The organism is Pseudophaeobacter sp. A-200-2, assembly GCF_041008815.1.
GTDB classification, from domain to species: Bacteria; Pseudomonadota; Alphaproteobacteria; order Rhodobacterales; family Rhodobacteraceae; genus Phycobacter; species Phycobacter gallaeciensis_A.
Genome location: NZ_JAXGFU010000019.1, coordinates 1 through 13,759 on the forward strand (window position 1 = coordinate 1; position 13,759 = coordinate 13,759).

Annotated in this window: 15 protein-coding genes; 5 read left to right on the forward strand and 10 right to left on the reverse strand. The window is 58.2% G+C overall.

Annotation, left to right across the window (positions count from 1 at the left end; translation table 11 throughout):
• Window positions 1-192 precede the first annotated feature (192 nt).
• Together SM766_RS20875 and SM766_RS20380 are read left to right on the forward strand one after the other, a co-directional pair.
• Window positions 193-462, forward strand: coding sequence for a hypothetical protein (locus SM766_RS20875; RefSeq protein ID WP_058123685.1), 270 nt, complete (start codon window positions 193-195; stop codon window positions 460-462).
• 104 nt (window positions 463-566) lie between these two features.
• The gene (locus SM766_RS20380) at window positions 567-1,211 is read left to right on the forward strand and encodes a hypothetical protein (RefSeq protein ID WP_347510920.1); all 645 of its coding nucleotides are present in this window, start codon (window positions 567-569) and stop codon (window positions 1,209-1,211) included.
• Window positions 1,212-1,218: 7 nt separating this feature from the next.
• Here SM766_RS20380 and SM766_RS20385 read toward each other — a convergent pair whose 3' ends face one another.
• The 5 genes from SM766_RS20385 to SM766_RS20405 all read right to left on the reverse strand — a co-directional run bounded on the left by SM766_RS20385 (window position 1,219) and on the right by SM766_RS20405 (window position 7,192).
• Window positions 1,219-2,556, reverse strand: a complete 1,338-nt coding sequence (locus SM766_RS20385; protein ID WP_368948916.1) for an APC family permease — start codon at window positions 2,554-2,556, stop codon at window positions 1,219-1,221.
• 49 nt (window positions 2,557-2,605) lie between these two features.
• On the reverse strand, window positions 2,606-4,951 hold the full coding sequence (locus SM766_RS20390; protein ID WP_368948917.1) for a copper-transporting P-type ATPase: 2,346 nt from the start codon (window positions 4,949-4,951) through the stop codon (window positions 2,606-2,608).
• 78 nt (window positions 4,952-5,029) lie between these two features.
• The gene (gene lgt, locus SM766_RS20395; protein ID WP_058123688.1) at window positions 5,030-5,950 is read right to left on the reverse strand and encodes a prolipoprotein diacylglyceryl transferase; all 921 of its coding nucleotides are present in this window, start codon (window positions 5,948-5,950) and stop codon (window positions 5,030-5,032) included.
• A gap of 105 nt (window positions 5,951-6,055) precedes the next feature.
• On the reverse strand, window positions 6,056-6,442 hold the full coding sequence (locus SM766_RS20400; RefSeq protein ID WP_046212135.1) for a DUF302 domain-containing protein: 387 nt from the start codon (window positions 6,440-6,442) through the stop codon (window positions 6,056-6,058).
• Window positions 6,443-6,583: 141 nt separating this feature from the next.
• Window positions 6,584-7,192 (reverse strand): EF-hand domain-containing protein, encoded by a 609-nt coding sequence (locus tag SM766_RS20405; RefSeq protein WP_237455013.1) that lies wholly within the window; start codon window positions 7,190-7,192, stop codon window positions 6,584-6,586.
• Between the two features lie 397 nt (window positions 7,193-7,589).
• On the opposite strand from SM766_RS20405, the gene SM766_RS20410 reads away from it, so the two are divergent.
• Window positions 7,590-8,147: a hypothetical protein gene (locus SM766_RS20410; RefSeq protein WP_233486466.1), complete on the forward strand. Its 558-nt coding sequence runs from the start codon at window positions 7,590-7,592 to the stop codon at window positions 8,145-8,147.
• Between the two features lie 87 nt (window positions 8,148-8,234).
• Here SM766_RS20410 and SM766_RS20415 read toward each other — a convergent pair whose 3' ends face one another.
• The 4 genes from SM766_RS20415 to SM766_RS20430 form a co-directional block, all read right to left on the reverse strand.
• The gene (locus SM766_RS20415) at window positions 8,235-8,900 is read right to left on the reverse strand and encodes a L,D-transpeptidase (protein ID WP_024099381.1); all 666 of its coding nucleotides are present in this window, start codon (window positions 8,898-8,900) and stop codon (window positions 8,235-8,237) included.
• A 42-nt stretch (window positions 8,901-8,942) separates the two neighbouring features.
• The gene (locus SM766_RS20420; protein WP_040104428.1) at window positions 8,943-9,428 is read right to left on the reverse strand and encodes a disulfide bond formation protein B; all 486 of its coding nucleotides are present in this window, start codon (window positions 9,426-9,428) and stop codon (window positions 8,943-8,945) included.
• Window positions 9,429-9,568: 140 nt separating this feature from the next.
• Window positions 9,569-10,831: a multicopper oxidase family protein gene (locus SM766_RS20425; protein ID WP_058123690.1), complete on the reverse strand. Its 1,263-nt coding sequence runs from the start codon at window positions 10,829-10,831 to the stop codon at window positions 9,569-9,571.
• A gap of 125 nt (window positions 10,832-10,956) precedes the next feature.
• A complete protein-coding gene (locus SM766_RS20430; RefSeq protein WP_082645005.1) occupies window positions 10,957-11,538 on the reverse strand; it encodes a L,D-transpeptidase in 582 nt (193 codons plus the stop codon).
• Between the two features lie 179 nt (window positions 11,539-11,717).
• Here SM766_RS20430 and SM766_RS20435 point away from each other — a divergent pair, with 179 nt between their 5' ends.
• Together SM766_RS20435 and SM766_RS20440 are read left to right on the forward strand one after the other, a co-directional pair.
• Window positions 11,718-12,644 carry a DUF305 domain-containing protein gene (locus tag SM766_RS20435; RefSeq protein WP_368948918.1) on the forward strand — a complete coding sequence of 309 codons (927 nt, stop codon included), beginning with the start codon at window positions 11,718-11,720 and terminating at the stop codon, window positions 12,642-12,644.
• Complete coding sequence (locus SM766_RS20440; RefSeq protein WP_170863239.1) at window positions 12,566-13,330, forward strand: MauE/DoxX family redox-associated membrane protein; 765 nt, start codon at window positions 12,566-12,568, stop codon at window positions 13,328-13,330. Before SM766_RS20435 ends, SM766_RS20440 begins: the two co-directional genes overlap by 79 nt.
• Before the next feature lie 21 nt (window positions 13,331-13,351).
• Here SM766_RS20440 and cueR read toward each other — a convergent pair whose 3' ends face one another.
• Window positions 13,352-13,750 carry a Cu(I)-responsive transcriptional regulator gene (cueR, locus tag SM766_RS20445; protein WP_058123691.1) on the reverse strand — a complete coding sequence of 133 codons (399 nt, stop codon included), beginning with the start codon at window positions 13,748-13,750 and terminating at the stop codon, window positions 13,352-13,354.
• Window positions 13,751-13,759 lie beyond the last annotated feature (9 nt).

Sequence of the window (13,759 nt, forward strand, 5' to 3'; positions counted from 1 at the left end):
GCGCTTGAGCTATTTGAGGGCTCCGCGCCTGCCGCGCTTGCCAAACCCGAAACCGACGACTACCAAAATCAAACCCGCAGACTCTCGTCATGAGCGAGGGACCAGCGGGGGGCAGGTCATTCGCAAACCTGTGAAAGAGGGAAGCCGATACCAGAGCGGCCAAAACAAACCAGCCAGAAGGATCATCAATTTATGTACACACGAAGCGCACTTCTTCTCACAACCGTCTTGGCCCTTGGGGCTTGCTCGGAGTCTTTCTCGAATTCACAAAACGCGTCGTCACGCCCGCCGTTACCGGAAAATATCCTGGAACTGGCAGCACCGAACCAAGACCTCGCGACCGCCTATCTGCGGCCCGAGGACAACTGCTACTGGTACATGCACGCGAGTCCGGTTGAAACAACGCGATTGCCGCTCAGGACGATCGAGGGAAACCCGATTTGCGTCAAACGGGCCGAGTAAGCGATCTCTGGGAATGCCCGCAACCGGCTTGTCGCTTCCGTCCGCTTGGGAGGGATCGATAACGTATCATCGACCTAGTGGTGCCCACATGGCAGGCTATTTCAATGGATAGATTTTTCTCTATCAGTATGCCCGCGGCTCAGTTTGTTAGAAATGTCCTGCTGTTCAGCTTCGCTGCATTACTGCCGGTCCTGTTGTTCTATGTCTTACTGGCTCCGGGCTTTGCTCCGGCTCTTGCTGCCGGCGGACCGGCACTCATGCGCTTTCTAAGGCAGGTTGCGACCAACGGTTTGCCCGTGGTTTTTGCCGCCAACTACGTCAGTTTTTTCCTTTTCGCCATGACAAAGCAACCAAAGGCGGGCTCAAGAGACACGGTGTTTTTCGTGCTGGTCGATGTCTTGCTCAGAGCCCTTCTCTTTCCAGGTCTCCACGTGCTTATATACGTTCTATCTGCCGACTGGTTCGGGTCATTCGGCGGCAATCGTTCAACCGCTTTGGCGGTTGTATCCCCGACTCTTGCGCGTTCGGCGTTTTTCGAGAACATCTCCGGCGTTTACCTCTATGCGACTATGATAAGCGCGTTGCCGCTCTACGTCTCGGCTTTCGGGCGGTCGGAATTTCTTGGACCGGTTGTACGTCGCTTGCCCATGAACACGGGCGTGATGCTGCTTGCCCTGGCTGCGTTTGCCTTGTCGGTCGGGCTGATCACGATCGGCGCACAAGGCATCGCATCTCTTCAGGCCAGGTGATGGCAGGCTAATCACCGTGGGCGTGGGCGTGGGCGTGGGCGACTTGCGGTGCCACCCATTGCGACAAGTAAACGCGCTCGAAGGCGAACACAGCGATCATCCCGACAGCGGCGTAGAGAACGATCATCGGGTCGCTTTGAAGCTTCATCACGGTGAAAGCTGCCAGTACTATCGCATCGAGCGCCAGGGCAGTCAAAAGCACGATACCGAAGGCGCCGACGTCTGCTCGACGATAGCGGAACACGCCCCAATGTATGATCATGTCCATGACGAGGTAAAAGAAAGCACCGAGGGATGCGATCCGGCCTAAATCAAAGAGCACGGCCAACGTCGCGGCGATGACGACAGTATAGACCAGGGTGTGGCGTTGGATGGGACCTGGCATACCGAAGTGGCTGTGCGGGATCATTTCCATGTCGGTCAGCATCGCCAGCATACGCGACACCGCGAAGACGCTGGCCAGAACGCCGGACGCCGTTGCGACAGCGGCCAGGATCACCGTGAGTATGAAGCCGGTTTGTCCAAGGGCGGGCTGCGCCGCTTGTGCCAGCGAATAGTCACGCGCTGAGATGATCTCCTCGATCGTGAGACTCGAACCGACCCCGTAGGCGACCAACAGGTAGACGACGACGCAGATTCCGATAGAGAACATGATCGCTCGGCCAACATTGCGATTTGGTTCAGTGATCTCGGCTCCGCTGTTGGTGATCGTGGTGAATCCCTTGAACGCAAGGATGGCCAGCGCCGTAGAGGCGATGAACCCCGTGAGCCCGTAGGATTGTGAGGTCTCGGACGCCGCGGCGAACGCAAAACCACTGGACCACAGGGCCGCGATGCCAAACAGAGCTATGCCTCCGATCTTGATCGCGGCCATGATCAACGAGAACAGCCCGACCGAGCGGTTTCCGGCGATGTTCACCAAAAAGGCGAAAACGATCACGGCCACAGCCAGAGCGGGGACCAATGGGCCACCTTCGATATCGAAAGGGCGCAGGACATAGGTGGCGAAGGTTCGCGCGACGAGGCTTTCCGCGATCACCATGCTGAGCGCCATCAGCAACGCGGCCCCGCCTGCGATGGCTCCGGGACCATAGCACTTCTGCAGGATCATGGCGATGCCACCCGAGGACGGCCATTTGTTCGACATCCTGATGTAGCTGTAGGCGCTGAAGCTTGTGACGACCGCGCCGGCGATGAATGCAAGAGGGAACAGAGGGCCGGCGAGCTGTGCGACTTGCCCCGTTAACGCAAAGATTCCGGCGCCGATCATCACGCCTGTTCCCATCGCGATGGCGCCGCCCAGACTGATAGAGCCTTCGCGGTACGTGTCTTGTTTGCTCTGCATAAATGGTCTCTCTTTTGCTTTCGGTTCGTCCGAACGATGTTGCGCGCTTCTAGATGCGAACGCCGCGAAGACGCAGCGAATTGAGCACCACCGAGATTGACGACGCGCTCATGGCGAAGGCAGCAAACATCGGACTGATGAGGATGCCAAAGAAGGGAAACAGAACTCCTGCCGCGACCGGCACGCCGGAGGCATTGTAGATCAGCGCGAAGAACAGGTTTTGACGGATGTTGCGCATGGTGGCCCGAGCCAACCGCCGCGCGCGCACGACTCCATCGAGGTTGCCCTTGACGAGGGTGATGCCCGCACTTTCGATGGCCACATCGGCGCCAGTGCCCATGGCGATGCCGACATCGGCCTGCGCGAGCGCTGGGGCGTCGTTGACGCCGTCCCCGGCCATGGCGACCTTGCGACCTTCGGCTTGCAATTCCTTGATGATCCGCGCCTTGTCCTCGGGCAGCACGTCGGCCCGGATCTCGTCGATGCCGAGCCGCGCGCCGATCGCCTTGGCTGTGCGCTCGTTGTCGCCGGTCGCCATGATGACGCGGAACCCCAGTTCATGCAGGTCCTTGATCGCGGCGGGCGTGGTCTCCTTCACCGGGTCGGCGACAGCGACAAGACCGGCAATGTCGCCGTCCAGCACCACGAACATCACTGTCTCACCCTCGTCGCGGCGGGCATTGGCCTTGGCGGTCAGGTCGCCCGCCTCGAGCCCCAATTCACGGATCATCGCCAGATTGCCGAGCGCCACCGCTTTGCCGTCCACAACACCCTTGACGCCCTTGCCAGTGACCGCCTCGAAGTCCCGTGCCTCGTCTATTTTGACATCTCGCTCCTCCGCACCCCTGACGATCGCTTCGGCCAAGGGGTGCTCCGATCCGCGCTCAAGCGATGCGGCGAGACGCAAAACCTCGGCTTCGTCGTGGCCGGGTTGCGGGAGTACGTCGACAAGCCGCGGCTTGCCCATCGTCAACGTGCCGGTCTTGTCGACGATCAGGGTATCGACTTTCTCGAACCGCTCCAGTGCCTCGGCGTTCTTTATCAACACGCCGGCCTGAGCGCCCCGCCCCGTTGCCGTCATGATCGACATCGGTGTCGCCAGGCCAAGCGCACAGGGACAGGCGATGATCAGAACCGCCACCGCCGAAATCAATGCGTAGGAAAGCGCAGGCGCGGGCCCCCAGATCGCCCAGGCGATGAAGGACAGGACCGCGATACCGATGACGGCCGGAACGAAGTATCCCGCCACCTTGTCGGCGTATTTCTGGATCGGGGCGCGCGAGCGCTGCGCGTTCGACACCATCTCGACAATTTGAGCCAGCATCGTGTCGGACCCGACACGCGTCGCCTCCATCACCAGACTGCCAGTGCCGTTGATCGTCGCACCAGTTACCGGGTCGCCTTCGGTCTTCTCGACCGGCACAGGTTCACCGGAGATCATGCTTTCGTCGATCGAGGACCGGCCGTCCAGAACCACGCCATCGACAGGAACCTTGTCACCGGGCCGTACGCGCAGCCGGTCGCCGACCTGTACGTCCTCCAGCGGGATCTCCTCTTCGGAGCCATCGTCCCGCATGACCCGCGCGGTCTTGGCGGCCATATCGAGTAGCGCACGGATCGCCTTGCCGGTTCCTTCACGTGCGCGCAATTCCATCACCTGACCGAGCAGCACGAGCGTCACGATCACCGCCGCCGCCTCGAAGTAGACGCCGACATGGCCTTCGGAGTCTCGGAACCCATCAGGGAATATGTCCGGTGCGAGAACGGCAACGACGCTGAAGAGCCAGGCGGCAAGAACGCCCATGCCGATCAGGGAGAACATGTTGAGGTTCAATGTGCGGAACGAAATCCATCCGCGTTCCAGAAACGGCCAGCCGCACCACAAGACCACTGGCGTTGCCAGGATCAATTCGATCCATTGTGTGGTGCCTTCGCCAAAAAAAGTCCGGACTGCGGGGAAACCGACGAATGGCCCCATCGTGAGGACAAGGAGCGGGATCGTCAGGACTGTGCCGACCCAGAACCGCCGTGTGAAATCCACCAGTTCGGGATTTGGACCTTCATCGCCCGGCACACCGGATTCCAGTTCCAACCCCATGCCACAGATCGGGCACGCGCCCGGATCAGGCTGCCGCACCTGAGGGTGCATCGGGCAAGTGTAAATGGGACCATCATGCCCTTGGGGAACCAGATCATATCGTCCATCCGCCGGCGCGGCACCTGCTTGGTGGTCGTGATGATCATGTGCTGAATGGACCTCGAGCTCCGATTCCGGCACGAGATGCATCCCGCATTTCGGACAATTGCCGGGCTCAACCTGCCGCACCTCAGGGTGCATTGGGCAAACGAATACCGAAGAAGCTGCTGTGGTTTCAGAACTGTCGGGGGTGCTCATTTTGCGGTCCTTTCCGAGAATGCTTCTCTTGCCTAAGGCTTCCATCCACAGGAGGGTCAAGAGAGATCAGTATGGTGATTACATTGCGGATCTGCGGGGTGGCGCTGTCCGGCCCCGTTCCCGTCGGGCGAGCACGATCAACGCCAGCCCGACCAACACCATCGGCATGGAGAGCAACTGGCCCATCGTCAAACCCCACTCACCAAAATGGAGCGCATGGCCAATCGGGTTGTCCGCCGTCACAAACTGTTGGTCCGGTTGCCGGAACATCTCGACGAAACTTCGGGCAAGACCATAGCCGGTCAGAAACACGCCAGCCAAGGCACCGGGCATTTTCAGCCAGCCCCGGCCCCAAGCGAGATAAATGAGCAGCATTCCAAGAATGAGCCCCTCCAATAGCGCCTCGTACAGCTGGGACGGGTGTCGGGCGCAGAGGCCGCTAATCCCTGGGCAGGCCTGCGCGACTTCGCCGGGAAAGATCACCGCCCAGGGAACGTCCGTCGGCCGCCCCCACAGCTCGTTGTTGGTGAAGTTCGCCAGCCTCCCAAGAAACAAGCCTGGTGGTGTTGTCAAAGCCAGCAAGTCGCCAGTGCTGAGCAATGACGCGTTTTGTCGAAGGCAGAACAACAAGGCCGCGATGACAACGCCCGCGAAGCCCCCGTGGAAAGACATGCCGCCTTGCCAGACCATCAGAATCTCCAAGGGATTGGCGAGATAATATGCGGGCTGGTAGAACAGTACAAAGCCCAGGCGACCACCAGCAATCACGCCGATGATGATCCACGTCAGAAGATCTTCGATCTGCGTCCGGTCAAGCGGCGGTCCAACTGATGTCCAGAGCGCGGGACGGCTTATGGCACTCAAACAAATGCGCCAGCCAATCAGGATACCGAAGATATAGGCTAGCGCGTACCAGCGGAGTGCGAATGTGACCCCCCCGATGTCGAAGGAGAAGAGGTCGGTTCCAATATCCGGAAATGGCAATCCCGCTGGCAGCACTGGGTCAGTTCCTCATCAGGAATTTACGTGGGGATTAGATGGCATTAATCGAGCACCGCCAATGGCGCTGGCTCTGCGACAGGGCATCCAACGCCCATCCCGCAATCACGCGGTGTCGAGGGCGTCCCGCAGGAGATCGCGGACTTCGCCGGCGACCGCGTCCAGGTCTTGGTTCTGCACCGCCTGCATCGAAGCGACAGGATCGACCGCGCTGACCTCGGTGTCGCCGTCCACTTGCCGCAGGATAACATTGCAGGGAAGCATCGCACCGATGCGAGGCTCGATCTCGATGGCTTTGTGCGCCATGCCCGGATTACAGGCCCCCAAGATGCGGTAAGGCGGCATGTCCGCATCAAGTTTCTTTTTCATCGTCGCTTTGACGTCAATCTCAGTCAAAACGCCGAAGCCCTTGTCTGCCAAAGCATCCCGAACACGCATCTCTGCGTCATCGATTTTGGTGTCTTTCAGGACGCGATCATAGGTATAGGCCATGGGAATTTTCCTTTCAGTGTCTCTATTTGTTGGCATACCGAGGCTAAACGGTTCAGGTCGCGGTTCGGTTCAATGTCCCGACCGCGAATGGTTTTGGCGTTGTGAGGACGGGTGCCGGAAAATAAACCGGCACCCATTGGCTCAGTTGTCCTGCATCATGGAGCCGTTGCCCATGCCCTGACCGTTGCCGGGCCGCGCAGGCGCATCTGCCATATTCGACCGCATCATCTGCATCCGCTCCATCCTATCGGCAGGAGCGGCCATCTCTTCCGGCGTCACCGCGCCGTCGCCATCGGCATCGAGGTGTTGGAAACGATCCACCATCATTTCGCGGATCATTGCGCTGTGGAGAGCTTCAAACTCGGTAATCGAGAGGTTTCCATCCCCATCGCTGTCAAACTCGGAAAGCTTGGCCTGAAGCCGCGTGCGCATTTCTTCCGGCGTGGTTGTGCCGTCTCCATCAGTGTCGAACATTTGCATCATGCCGGCACCCATGCCTGGGCCCATCATACCACTGCCCATGCCTGCGCCCATCATGCCGCCGCCCATCATGTTCCCGTGCATGCGCTTCATCATGTCCATCATTCCGCCCATGTTCGCCATCATGCCCGGACCACCGTTCTGCATCATGCCTGCCCCACCTTGGGCACCAAGCTGCCCACCGTGCCCATGGTTGGCATCCGCGAAGGCCGCGCCACCAAAGGCGGTTGCAGCCAGGGTCATTGCAGCGAGTAAAGTGTTGCGTTTCATTTCGATCACCTCGTGTCAGTGTTGCGATACCCACTATATGGGATGCACCTGCAGATGCGGAATAACACGCGAGCCGGTGTTTTGTATCGCGAGGTCACAAAGGCGGGGTCTGTTACAAACTGCGACAAATCAATTCGGGGCGAACGCTCCTCTTCATCTAAGACATGCGATATCCAGAGAAAAACCTGTCGAGGAGTCGTGTACCAACTGACACCGAAACCATGTTTCGGTGGAAGTGAAATTCGGAAGAGTTGGTGTCGAGAGTGGCAGAGGCCCTGATGTTCCCGAAAATTCAGTCATTCAACCCATGGCAGGAGGCTGCAAGTTGCTCTTTTTGAACCGCATTTTCTTGGTGCTTGCCTTGGTGATTTTGGCGGGGTGCGGTGCAGGAAACGACATGCGCCCTGATGCTTCAGCCGAAGTCATCAGTAGTGCATCCTACAGTCACGACGGACCGGCCGCGTTGACGCTGTACACTATGATCAATAACAGGTCCGGGGCGGGTGCGCATACCAGCGTCATGATCAATGGGTCGCAGCGCGTTATCTTCGATCCGGCAGGAACGGTCCGGCTGAGCGCGGTACCGGAACGGGGAGATGTGCTTTATGGCATTACTCCACAAGTGGCCGATTTTTACGCACGGGCTCATGCACGGGAGACCTACCATGTCGTCATACAAGAGATCGATGTGTCCCCCGAAGTCGCGGAGCGCGCCTTGCAACTTGCATTGGCAAACGGTCCGGCTGCTTCAGGCTTTTGTAGCGTCAGTACTTCTGCGATCCTAAGGCAATTACCAGGATTTGAATCCATTGGACGCACATTTTTTCCAAAGCGCCTGATGGCGGATTTTGGCAAGTTGCCGGGCGTGCGAACCACAAAGCTGTTCGAGAACGATGAGGACGACAAATCCGTAGCGATCGCACAGTTCGAAAATTCACTTGCGACGCGGCCTTGAGTGTTCGTCCAACAATTCGTTGCAAGTTGTCCCTGCACGACGCGGTACTCGGCGTGTGAGCCAAAGATTCTCTGTCCTACGAATAGGTCAGCTTCGAGCGGTAACGCTGTCTTCGGCCGAGTAAAGGAACGCCGTCGATCCGACAGCGACATTCGGATAGAGATCATTGATATGGGCCATCACCATGCGCACGCATCCCGAACTGGCCCGGCCGCCAATGCTGCGAGGGCTCGGCGTTCCGTGAATTCGAAGGTACGTATCCCGATCTCCGACGAATAGATACAAAGCCCTGCTGCCCAAGGCATTGTTGGGGCCGGGCTCCATACCGTCGGCAAACCGCTCGTAAGCCTCCGGATCGCGTTCGATCATTGACTGTGTTGGCGTCCAGTGCGGCCATTCGACCTTTCGGCGGATCGTATAGGTGCCGGGTTCATAGAGATCGCCCTTGGCAATCGCGACCCCGTAGCGCATCGCGGTGCCATCTTCCTCGATATGGTACAGATAGCGCGCGATCGCATCGACGTGAATGTCACCCGGGCGCAAACCGTCATTCGCCAAAACGCGTTGCGGCAGCAGCCTGGGATGCAGCCCCCATGGGTTGGTTGTTGCCGGGTCATAGTTGGCGGGCGTGACCTGCGCATCCCAAGCTGCTTTTTCGGCTGTTGTCGGCCAGGTCTTAGCGAATGCTGGCGAACTCAGAGAAGCTGAAAACAGCGAGCCGGAAAGTGCAAGGAAGTGTCGTCTTGTAACCATGAAGCGAAGCCCTTTGTTTGTTTTCGATGAATGCGAGACGATTCAAGAAACGTCCGCGACCCCATGCCATCGACCCTTTTGATGTCTTGCGATCGCGACCAACCAGAGGCAAGCAAGGACACCGCTTAGGATCGCGTTCCAACTCGCCATGGACAACGTCAGAAATTCCCAGACAACCTCATTGCACAGAACAAGAGTGGACGCATTTGAACTCGCAGAGGGCAGCAATTCCGATACCGACATTTGGGAAACATCGAGGCCGGATCCCGTGCAAGAAGTCGGTCCCTCCCACCAGCCGCGCTCGACACCGGTATGAAACATTCCCAACGCGGATGTGCTGAGTGCCGACAGGGCACCGATTATCAGGATTGGCAAAATCGGCAGAGCAAAGAGCAACAGAGCGCCCATTCCAATGGCGATTGCGTGTGGGTAGCGTTGCCAGATGCACATTGCGCACGGCGCGTACCCAAGAGCCTGGAAAACGAAGGCCCCTAACAGCAAGGCGGCTGATCCTGCCGCCGCAGTCATGCCGAGAGATTTTGGTGTCAGGGTCAATGAACGCTCCCGTTGGCAATCGATGGACCTGTTTCTCGCTTGTCAGGTTACGTAGACGGCAAAAGGCCTGTTATCATTCAGAGATTTGTAACGGTATGTATCCGTCTCGACCCTCAGCCGACTCTGATCCACGTTGCCATACCGTCGGCTTGGTGGCTCAACATGTGGCAATGCAGCATCCAGGATCCCGGATTGTCCAGGACGACGAGAATATCCCGCGTCTCGCCGATATCCAGGAAGGTCGAGTCCCGGTATGGACCGGCTTCCCCCGCCGCATCGAGTTCCCAGAAATGGTGGCCATGCAGATGCATGACGTGTGGAAACCCGGTTTCGTTGCGGATTGAAATGCGCACGGTCGTCCCCTGCGCGACGGATAGGAAAGGGGTTCGAGGCAGTCCAGATACGTCATTGAGCGCCCATGTTCCAGTGCCGTTATGGGACGCGCTTCCCGCACCTCCCTGGAGCACCAGCTCCGCGGTTTGGCCGGGGTCTTGCGGGGCGGGCATTCGGTTGGCGGGCAACGCGGTGATGGGCACTTTCGCAGGGTCACGAGAGCCGGAAACAGCGATTTCGCCAAGGCTCAACGTCCACTCTCCAAAGCTGTCGTCGAATCTAATAGGCCCGGTCGCATCACCAATCACATCGCATCTTTGCCCCGGAGCTAGGAGGATGGGTTCGAGTGTCTGTGGCTGCGCCAGGGGCATACCATCCAGTGCAACGATCTTGCCTGCCAGACCGTCCAGCCCGACACGGTAAACCCTGTCGATAGAGGGATTTATCAGGCGCAAACGCAGGCGGTCGCCTTGTCTCACATTCTTGCTGGTTCCATTGGAAACAAGCGCCGTGACCGTATTGCCGATACGGCCCTCGGTCGCGAAATGAGCCGGGTTGAACCCTTCGTCGTACTGTCCGGACTGATCCAACAAGACATCGAAGAACTGAACAACAATGTCATGGTCGACAGCCGGCGCATTTTGCTCCTCGACGATGAAGGCGCCGAAAAGGCCGCGGCTGACCTGATCGTAAGACAGGTAATGCGAGTGATACCAATACGTGCCGGCATCCGGGACGCCGAATTGATAACGATACGTGTCGCCCGGAATGACCACATCCTGAGTGAGAACGTTGACACCATCCATCCGATTTGGAACCCGCAACCCATGCCAGTGAACAAGAGCGCCCTCCTCCAATCGGTTATCGAGGGTAATGCGGGCGGTTTGTCCTTGTCGCATTCTGACTTCTGGGCCCGGCAGACCACCGTTGAAGCCCAACATCGACACGTCGTACCCAGCAAGGCGCGCCTTGATCGATTGGGGCGCGAGGATCAACTCGCGTGTCGCTGCTGGCAAGCGGGTACCAGCCAGCGCAACGGTCATCCCGCCAAGGAAAGACCTCCGGCTCAAAGACAATTCCGTCACCTCATGAATGATGGACTGGCTTTCGCCAACTGCCGCACTTGTGCCATTTCCGGAAGAGGAACTTCAAGGCGACAGAACGCTCCTCACGCCGTTGTCACTTTGGGATACAGGAAGACGCGGGCGCCAATTTCTACGCGATCATACAAATCTTTTACGTGTTCATTCGTCAACCGCGCGCATCCATTCGACACGGCCGATCCAATGGTTTCCGGAGCGTTGGTTCCATGAATACGAAGATAGGTATCGCGTCCCTCATCATCATAGAGATACAGCGCGCGGGCCCCGAGCGGGTTGTTTGGCCCGCCTTTCAGCCCATCCTTGTACTTCGCGTATTTGCGTGGCTCGCGCCGGATCATGGCGTTCGTTGGCCGCCACCATGGCCATTTGGCCTTGCGCGCTACCGTGAACTCTCCGGGTTCGTACAAACCTTTGCGCCCTACCCCGACCCCGTAGCGGATCGCCATCCCGTCCTCGAGCATGAAATAAAGGAAAAAATCGTCGGGAACGACGTGGACATCGTCTTTAACCCAGTCACCACGACGGGTGTTTACCAATTGCGGTTCGAACCGTTCGGGCAATTTGACTTTGTGGGCCCAGGCAATTGTGGGCAGAAAGCAACCCATCGCTCCGGCACAAATCAATTCTCGTCTCGTGAAATTCTGCATGGCGCGATCTCCTCGGACCCATGAAAATTCAGTGCGCGTCAGGGGCAAAGAAAAGAAGCCGTGAACCGGGGCAAACGACGCGCCTTTGTTGCCTTGAAACTACGAAAATTCGCGCTTTTGGAACTCTCCAGCGCTGGAATGTTGTTGTTTTACAGAGAACTGCAAGGAGGTGACTGGAAATGCACTACTCACGGTTCTTTATGATGATCGGAACATCGACCGTGGTCATGTTCGTTCTGATGTACCTGAACACCTATCTTTGGGGCCATATCTTCTTTTCGGAGACACGCCTTTACATGGCCATCCTGATGGGGGCGACCATGGCCGTGATCATGTTGGCGTACATGTTGTCCATGTATCAGAACACCAAAGCCAACATCGCGATTTTCGTTGGCGCAATAGTCCTTTTCGCGGCGAGCCTCTGGCTGGTTCGCGGGCAATTCACGGTGCAGGACAGGTCCTACATGCGCGCCATGATCCCGCACCACTCGATCGCCATCATGACGTCGACTCGTGCCGAGATCACCGACCCGCGCGTCCGGGGGCTCGCAGACGACATTATCTATGCGCAGGACAAGGAAATCGCCGAAATGCGCTACCTTATTGCTGACATTGGAGCAAACGGCGAAGCATCGGCCACGCGAAGCGAAACGCCGGCGCAGGTTGTGGATGCGCAACAGGCGCTTCAAACGGAGGTCGTGTCAAAAATCGATCCCGAGTTTCTGACGGAAGACGAAATCGCAGCGGTGTTCCCGAATGGTGGAGACTGCCGATTTGCCTACACCTCGGACAGTCCAGCCGTGCTGGTGACCGGTGAGACCGGCGAAGGGACTGGGGCCGCGATGAAGATCAGCGGTGACCTGGTGCGCCTGGATGCGCAGGGCGAAAATGCGTTTTCTCAAGGCCCGCTATCGGCCGAGATCGTAGAGACAGACGGTGACCTGACCGATCTGATCGTCAGCGCGGAACCGACTACGAAGCCGGGTTCCGTGGTCAATTCACCTGCGCCGGATAAGGAGGAAAGCATATGCCCCGGGACACAGACAGTAAATCCGCGCAGCTTTATCGCATGGTCATGCCGGGCCATGTCTGCCCCTACGGTCTGAAATCGAAAGACCTGCTGGAGCGGCAAGGCTTCGAGGTGGAAGACCATCCGCTTGAGACCCGTGAAGACACCGATGCTTTCATGGAGAAGCACGGGGTCGAGACGACGCCGCAGACCTTCATCGGCGGAGAACGGATCGGCGGCTACGATGATCTCAGGGTGTTCTTTGACATCGACCCACCCGAGGAAGAGCAAAGCGACACGACCTACCAGCCGGTCATCGCGATCTTTTCCGTCGCCGCGCTATTGGCACTGGGCCTGTCTTGGCACCAGTACGGGTCGGTCTTTACCTTGCGCGGGTTCGAATGGTTCATTTCGCTGTCCATGACCATTCTCGCGATCCAGAAATTGCAGGATGTCGAAGGGTTTTCGACGATGTTCCTCAACTACGATCTGCTGGCGCGCAAATGGGTACGATACGGCAAGCTTTATCCGTTCGGCGAAGCGTTGGCAGGTGTCCTGATGACTGCCGGCGCGCTGCTGTGGCTCTCGGCGCCTGTCGCCCTGTTTATCGGCACGGTCGGCGCTGTCAGCGTATTCAAGGCTGTCTACATTGACAAGCGGGAGTTGAAATGCGCCTGCGTCGGCGGTGACAGTTCCGTCCCGCTGGGGTTCATTTCGCTGACGGAAAACCTGATGATGATCTTCATGGGTATCTGGATGCCGGTCCGCGCAATTTGGTTCTGAAACGTGCCGAACCGGCATCGATTATTCGGACATTCGTACAGGTGAGAGATCTGCGAGGATCGGGCAATCCGGACGATGATCCCCGGCACATTTCTCCACAAGCTCGGTAAGCGTCGTTCTCATGGATTGCAGTTTCTCTATCTTCTCCTCGATCTGGCGAAGATGGTCTTCCGCAACCGTTTTCACCTGAACGCTTTCGCGGTTTTCATCCTCGTAGAGAGCCAGAAGCGTCCTGCAATCTTCGATGGTGAACCCCAAGGCCCGTGCTCGACCGAGAAACGCCAGCTTGTGAACGTGGTTCTCGGTGAATGCGCGATAGCCGTTCTCACTTCGGTTCGGGCGGATCAGCCCGATTTCCTCGTAGTAGCGGATTGTTTTTGGGGGCACACCCGATTGTCGGGAAACGTCTCCGATGTTCATGTCGAACCT

Coding starts and splice junctions, on each gene's coding strand:
- SM766_RS20380 (WP_347510920.1), top strand. CDS start 567: ATGGATAGATTTTTCTCTATCAGTATGCCCGCGGCTCAGTTTGTTAGA.
- SM766_RS20415 (WP_024099381.1), bottom strand. CDS start 8,900: ATGGTTACAAGACGACACTTCCTTGCACTTTCCGGCTCGCTGTTTTCA.
- SM766_RS20425 (WP_058123690.1), bottom strand. CDS start 10,831: ATGACCGTTGCGCTGGCTGGTACCCGCTTGCCAGCAGCGACACGCGAG.
- SM766_RS20430 (WP_082645005.1), bottom strand. CDS start 11,538: ATGCAGAATTTCACGAGACGAGAATTGATTTGTGCCGGAGCGATGGGT.
- SM766_RS20420 (WP_040104428.1), bottom strand. CDS start 9,428: ATGACTGCGGCGGCAGGATCAGCCGCCTTGCTGTTAGGGGCCTTCGTT.
- SM766_RS20410 (WP_233486466.1), top strand. CDS start 7,590: ATGCGCCCTGATGCTTCAGCCGAAGTCATCAGTAGTGCATCCTACAGT.
- SM766_RS20405 (WP_237455013.1), bottom strand. CDS start 7,192: ATGAAACGCAACACTTTACTCGCTGCAATGACCCTGGCTGCAACCGCC.
- SM766_RS20390 (WP_368948917.1), bottom strand. CDS start 4,951: ATGAGCACCCCCGACAGTTCTGAAACCACAGCAGCTTCTTCGGTATTC.
- SM766_RS20400 (WP_046212135.1), bottom strand. CDS start 6,442: ATGGCCTATACCTATGATCGCGTCCTGAAAGACACCAAAATCGATGAC.
- SM766_RS20440 (WP_170863239.1), top strand. CDS start 12,566: ATGCCCCGGGACACAGACAGTAAATCCGCGCAGCTTTATCGCATGGTC.
- cueR (WP_058123691.1), bottom strand. CDS start 13,750: ATGAACATCGGAGACGTTTCCCGACAATCGGGTGTGCCCCCAAAAACA.
- SM766_RS20875 (WP_058123685.1), top strand. CDS start 193: ATGTACACACGAAGCGCACTTCTTCTCACAACCGTCTTGGCCCTTGGG.
- SM766_RS20435 (WP_368948918.1), top strand. CDS start 11,718: ATGCACTACTCACGGTTCTTTATGATGATCGGAACATCGACCGTGGTC.
- SM766_RS20385 (WP_368948916.1), bottom strand. CDS start 2,556: ATGCAGAGCAAACAAGACACGTACCGCGAAGGCTCTATCAGTCTGGGC.